Source organism: Streptomyces sparsus (assembly GCF_054776295.1).
Window position 1 is genome coordinate 1 of record NZ_BAAHCA010001633.1, and the last position, 619, is coordinate 619.

General features: G+C 72.9%; 1 protein-coding gene. It reads right to left on the reverse strand.

The window, feature by feature from the left end:
- Nucleotides 1-29: 29 nt before the first annotated feature.
- Nucleotides 30-356 carry an antibiotic biosynthesis monooxygenase family protein gene (locus ACYVE9_RS30020; RefSeq protein WP_461031011.1) on the reverse strand — a complete coding sequence of 109 codons (327 nt, stop codon included), beginning with the start codon at nt 354-356 and terminating at the stop codon, nt 30-32.
- Between the last annotated feature and the right edge of the window lie 263 nt (nt 357-619).

Genomic DNA, 619 nt, shown 5'->3' on the forward strand with positions numbered 1-619 from the left:
CGCACGGGTGCGGGCGCCCACGGCTCGCGTCAGCCCCGCTTGGGCGGGGTCTGCTGCACCACGTCGAAGCTCCACAGGGTCGAGTCGGTCGCCGCCGGCTTGGGCCGCTCGCCGCCACCGCCGCCGCCCTGGTGGGCCGCCTTCATCGGCCCCTCCATCCACGCCTGGAAGGACTGCTCGTCCCGCCAACGGGTGTACACCAGGTACTGGTCGGTGCCCTCCAGCGGCCGCAGCAGCTCGAACCACTCGAACCCGTCGGACCCCTCCACGGTGCCCGCGCGGGCGGCGAAGCGCTGCTCGAACACCTCCCGCTGGTCGGCCGGCACGGTCAGAACGTTGATCTTCACGATGCTCATGCCTCCATCGTGCCGCACCGCCGTCGGCACACTTCTTCGGGGACGTGTCAGGTGGCCCGGGGGTGTACTGCGTCTGACATCCGGAATGATGACCGGAGCAGCGGTGACCGATTGAACGGGGCGGCAGGGCGTGGCGGCGGAGACAGGTGGGGACGAGCCCATGGTGCGGCGCTGGTCGGGCGGGTTGGTGCCGCAGTGGGCCGGCGGCGGGACGGGAGCCGTGGAGGCACCCGCCCGGCGGGCCGGGGAGCTGCTGCTGCTGG

Excerpts from the sequence above, each read along its gene's own strand:
- ACYVE9_RS30020 (WP_461031011.1), bottom strand. The coding sequence starts at position 356 with ATGAGCATCGTGAAGATCAACGTTCTGACCGTGCCGGCCGACCAGCGG.